The organism is Skermanella sp. (assembly GCF_059503625.1).
Genome location: NZ_JCACHA010001199.1, coordinates 1 through 4,758 on the forward strand (window position 1 = coordinate 1; position 4,758 = coordinate 4,758).

Annotated in this window: 7 protein-coding genes; 2 read left to right on the plus strand and 5 right to left on the minus strand. The window is 62.5% G+C overall.

Features of this window, described 5'->3' with window-relative positions:
- Positions 1 to 27 precede the first annotated feature (27 nt).
- Positions 28 to 450 carry an inorganic diphosphatase gene (locus tag AC5JJ6_RS42085; protein ID WP_496047774.1) on the minus strand — a complete coding sequence of 141 codons (423 nt, stop codon included), beginning with the start codon at positions 448 to 450 and terminating at the stop codon, positions 28 to 30.
- Positions 451 to 900: 450 nt separating this feature from the next.
- Between AC5JJ6_RS42085 and AC5JJ6_RS42090 the strand changes: the two genes are divergently transcribed.
- On the plus strand, positions 901 to 1,089 hold the full coding sequence (locus tag AC5JJ6_RS42090; RefSeq protein WP_496047775.1) for a hypothetical protein: 189 nt from the start codon (positions 901 to 903) through the stop codon (positions 1,087 to 1,089).
- Between the two features lie 954 nt (positions 1,090 to 2,043).
- Here AC5JJ6_RS42090 and AC5JJ6_RS42095 read toward each other — a convergent pair.
- From AC5JJ6_RS42095 to AC5JJ6_RS42105, 3 genes are all read right to left on the minus strand, one after another.
- Complete coding sequence (locus AC5JJ6_RS42095) at positions 2,044 to 2,160, minus strand: HWE histidine kinase domain-containing protein (protein WP_496047776.1); 117 nt, start codon at positions 2,158 to 2,160, stop codon at positions 2,044 to 2,046.
- A gap of 2 nt (positions 2,161 to 2,162) precedes the next feature.
- Positions 2,163 to 2,564 (minus strand): hypothetical protein, encoded by a 402-nt coding sequence (locus AC5JJ6_RS42100; protein ID WP_496047777.1) that lies wholly within the window; start codon positions 2,562 to 2,564, stop codon positions 2,163 to 2,165.
- A gap of 110 nt (positions 2,565 to 2,674) precedes the next feature.
- Positions 2,675 to 3,538, minus strand: coding sequence for a GNAT family N-acetyltransferase (locus AC5JJ6_RS42105; RefSeq protein ID WP_496047778.1), 864 nt, complete (start codon positions 3,536 to 3,538; stop codon positions 2,675 to 2,677).
- Between the two features lie 535 nt (positions 3,539 to 4,073).
- On the opposite strand from AC5JJ6_RS42105, the gene AC5JJ6_RS42110 reads away from it, so the two are divergent.
- The gene (locus AC5JJ6_RS42110) at positions 4,074 to 4,406 is read left to right on the plus strand and encodes an ATP-binding protein (protein ID WP_496047779.1); all 333 of its coding nucleotides are present in this window, start codon (positions 4,074 to 4,076) and stop codon (positions 4,404 to 4,406) included.
- Between the two features lie 114 nt (positions 4,407 to 4,520).
- Here AC5JJ6_RS42110 and AC5JJ6_RS42115 read toward each other — a convergent pair.
- Positions 4,521 to 4,758: WGxxGxxG family protein (locus AC5JJ6_RS42115; RefSeq protein WP_496047780.1), on the minus strand; the 238-nt coding region annotated here is incomplete at its 5' end.

Consider the following 4,758-nt stretch of genomic DNA (forward strand, 5'->3'; position numbering starts at 1 on the left):
CCGCCAGTCACAACCGATTCAGATGCCTCAAGCTGTTCCCGGATGGACACTGAGGTCTTCTAGACTGTGGACATGGGCGTGCGTGCGGGCCTTGGTGGCGACCGCAAGGAGGCGGTCGTTGCGTTCCATCTTGCCATCCCGCTCTCGCTGCTCCGCCTCGATCACGCCGAGTGGCCGTGCCGAAAGAAGGCAGCCTACGGGGAGCGACACGTCGAGCAGGACCAGAACGTCGAGCGGGTCGCCATCCTCACCAAGCGTGGAAGGGACGAAGCCGAAGTCGTAGGGAAACAGGTTGCCCTCTGGCATCACCGCCTTGAAGCGGAATGCACCGAACTCCTCATCATAGGCGTATTTGTTATGGCTGCCCTTCGGCGTTTCAATGACGACGTTGATGTGGCCATTTGGATCGAACGCCGGAATTTGGGTGAGGAATCTCATCGGAAGTTCCATTGCGTGACGCTGCGGCGGACCGGGAAACGCTCGGAAACAGGAGTCAGTTCAGGGCACCTAGGCAACGCAGGTAGGTGCAGTGTGCTGTGCATGAGGAGGTGCAGCGCAAGGTGAGCGAGACGGGCGAGTCAGTCGAGGTTGAGGTGGGTGTCAAGTTCGCCGCCGGTACCCGAAGCTCACCAAAGCGGTGCTCGCATGCCGCAGCGGATGGCATGAGCAGGCCGCTGACCACCGGGTTGGCCCGGATGTGGCCGAAGTGCAGGGTAATGACCGCCAGGGACCGAGACGAGCCGCCCCTGCGCTTGGACGCCAACATCGCCCAAGGCGGGGTTTGTCGTCCCCGGGCAAGAACGTCCGAGCACCGTCCTGCAACAGGGCCGCTGACTGCCGGGCATAAAGGCAGTGCGGTGCCATGCTCATTCGGACCGAAGCGGACTTACGGCGCTTCTCTTGGGTACCATCGGAGAAAGCGGCCAGGACGAGCGGGACACGAACCGCTGCGGCATGCGGGACGCGGACGATTGCCGCCGCTCCGCCGGGGACGCGGAGCGGAAGCTAGACGAGCAGCAGAGGCGGTTCGACGACGAGTGCCGCCGGATCGAGATGGACAGTCGGCGCCGGGACCGCGATCGGCATTAGGCACCCGGCATGTGGCCCGATGGCGGGTACGGGGGAAGTCGCTGATGTCCTAACGCGCCCAAGATGAACCTGAGGCTTGCGTCACTCGGCCTCCAACCTGCGCTTTTGCGTGGTCTTATCGTGTGGTGCGTGGAGAAGCCGCTGAGCACCCGCGGGCGGACGAAGGCGCATTGGGGGTGGTCAGCTTCGCGCGCGGTCTTTGAGCGGATGAGGCGTGGGCGCTGTAGCGGGTCGGGGCGGGGCGATTGTTCGACGGCTGCGCGGGAGGTGGGTAGTGCTGCCGAGCGACCCTGTGGCGCAGATGCCGCACCCGCTGGGGTTGCTAGCAAAGGCCAACACACAACTCGCGCAGTCACTCACCTGCGGGTTAGTGTTGCCAACATGGATGGATTGTTGCATTTTAGCAAAGCTATCGTGGCACCGGAGCAAGCGATTTCGCCTGCGGGATCGATGGTGTCGAACCAGATGGCGCCGTCAGCCCAGTATCCCGTCGCCCCGCCGTCAGACACCGTTGTGGCAGGCTCTCGGCAGCGCACACTAGAGGCCGAACAGCGGGTTTGCGCCGGAGAGACGTTGGAGCGGGCGAAACACGCTGCCGAAATAGCTCGTCTAAAACTGAAGTTGGATCACCTGAGAACGGCTCATGCCGCGGAAATCGAGCGGCTACGGACCGAGCATGGTGCCGCCTTGCGGCAGTTGGTCGAAGCGCTCTGGCACGCGCAAGATGTTGCAAGAGCAGCGATAGAGAAGCCGGGAGCGCTCCCGGGAGCCGCTTTGCCGCCCGCAGAAGAAGCATTTTCGCGCCGGAGCTTCAGCATGCATGCGCGGCTGAGCCGCCTTGTGCGAAGAGACTGATTTGGTGATCGCATAGCAGACCGATGACCAAAGGGGGATGGAAGAGACAGACAAAAGAGGGTAACGGCGCTCAGCCGAGTGTTGCGCTTCCAGATAGCCTCAGACGGAGATGGCAAACTTCTTGGGCTCGTCTCGCGGGGTAAGGCTAAGGCGCAGCACCGACTGGAGCACTGCCAGGGCATTCTTGCCACGGTGGTCTAACTCCCGCGCCAACAAGGTTACTCGATTTTTGCGTATACCCGCCGTGTCGCGCTATCCGGACCAAAGACCGAACCGATAAACAGGCCATTCCAGAAGGGCGTGCGGTTCCGCTTGTAGGTCAGTATCTTGGCTGCGTTCGGGCGCCGCTCGACCGGGACGGCGCGGATTTGGCCCACGGTGTCCTGGCTGGCGAGCGCACCCTGGAGGAAACGGCGGTTGCGCCCAAGATCGTCCTTGCGAGCATAGCCTGTGAGGTCGAGGAAGACGGCGTCGGCGAAGACGATTGCGTAGTCTGGCAGGCGCAGGTCAATCATGACCATAAGCATGCACGTCATGTTTATCCTGAACTTGCCTGTGCGGTCGCGGCTCTTCGGTGCTGGAGCGTCCACCTGCGGTGCGATGCCGGCTTTACGAAGCAAGACGAACTCAGGGAGCGCACCGCACGCGTCAGGCGTTCGCCTTGCGGAGACCGCCACGTCGCTGGCCCGAACTTTGAACCATAGGCCACAAACATCGCCAGGGTCGGTGTTCAGTATGAAACGGACGGGAACCAAGCTCCTCCTGGCTGGTGGTACTCGCCCTTGGCCATTAGGACCATCGGCTTCACGACGCGTAATCCCTCGCTGATGCACCACTCGAATAAGCTAGCCTGCCGTATCGGAAGCAAAAACGAGATCGGTTCATCGATGACTGCCGACGCTCCCGCAATCAGCGCCCTTAGATCGCTCTCGGTCTCTGCGATGCCGTGGTTCGCTAGCCACAATGTTGCGGAGGATAGGTAACCACGAACTCTGCCGTCGGTCTCAACAACAAATGGCTTGAAGAGGTTGATTGCATTGCGCAGTTCAGCGGTACGCTCCGCGCCATAAACTTTGTCGGCAAGCGTAGCGCAGTTGGCGAGATCATCGGCGACTAGCGGGCGAGTCACATAACTGGGGAGTGGTCCGCTCCGGCAGGTGCCGCGCATCACCAGCAGGGGCTCTTTGACCTCAAAACCCATCGAGGCGTAGAGCGGCACGGAACGGACATTGAAAGCGTCAGCGACAAGGCGCACGCTGGCAGCCGTTTCGGCACGTTCTAGAACGGCTGCCATCAGAGCACGTCCAACACCACGGCCCTGGAACCGCGGATCGACCGTCAGTGTAGCAACAGCACGGATAGGGTCACCTTCCGCCAGAAAGTTGGAGCCGACGATGTGGCCATCCTGCTCCGCAACGACCCCGAACATGGTTGGCGAGGCGATAAAGGTATCTGCAAGGCGTACCCCGTTCTCGACATCGTGGAGGTCTGGATAAAATCCATGTGCCTCGGCAATTCCGCGGAAGGCGTCATACATGATGCGACCGACGTGGATGGTGTCTGATTCCGTTACAGGTCGGATGCGCGGAGCCATAATCCCTCCCTGGTGAATGGAAGCTCGGTCAGCCGCTTATTGCGAAAGATGCAGGTATCCAAACAACGGTAGCAAGCTAAAAGCGCCATACCTGAACGCGACTGGCACCATCGCTCGGGCCGCGGGTCTCTGTTGAGTAATCCGCAAGGGACTCTGCTCCGCTGCATCCACGGCTGTCGCTTCTCAGCCGGCCTGGAGCGGCGAACCAGCGAGGGTGACGTATGCGATATAGGATTGGTGCTGCGAGGTACATACCGATGGGCTTCCGTGCTGCCCAGCCCGCTCCCAACCGTTCCGATCAAATACTATGCCGCAATTCCAGCGTGCTGCGGCGGGTCCAAAAGGCCTAGGCCTCCCAGTAGCCGAGGCGCTGACCTTCGCCGAACTCAGCGCTCGCGCGCGTCCACACCCACCTCACCGGCATCGACGGTGCGGGCGGCGCCAACGAGGAGGCGGCCGTGGTCAACACCCAGCGCTTTATCGAGAGTCTATGCTCTGACATCATAGCGGCGCAGATTGGCGCGGTTTGCGCCCGGTGGCGCTGGTGACCGAGGCCGAGGCGCACACGCTCGACACCGAGCGGGCCGTACAGCTTGGCCTTGTGCTGAACGAGGCGGTGGCCAACGCCCTCAAATATGCCTTTCCCGAGGACCGGGCCGGGACTGTCCGGGTGCGCTTCGCGCGCGAGGCGGACGAGTTCGTCTTGACCGTGGCCGACGACGGCATTGGTCTGCCCGCCGAGGGTGAGTTGCTGGGGACGCCGCCTGCAACGCTTCCGCACGGCTCGGGCATGGGCACGCGGCTGCTGCACGCATTGGCGGCGCAGCTTCGCGGCACCTTCTCACGCCACCCCGCCGAGTGTGGCTGAGGAACGGTTGCCGGGCTGCGGTTCCGGGCCGCACCGCCCGGGTCACCGCACCTGTCCTAGCTACTGGCGCCATGGTCCACCGAACCGGTCAACAGCCCGGCGACCCAGAAGGGATTACCGTCGCGTGTCGGCGTGAACGTTGCTCTGCCGGTCTTTGCGCATAAACAAGGGCGCCAGACCTCCCAGACCCAAAAGGCCGATCCAGCCCCAATCAAAATCGTCGTCGCGGTCGTCCGCGCGTGCGACGGTGCCGGCCGGCGGCGTGGCTGTTGTAGTCTGGGCAAGTGCTGTACCGGCTGTAAGTGTCCATCCGGGAACAGCTTGAGGCATCTGAATCGGTTGTGACTGGCGG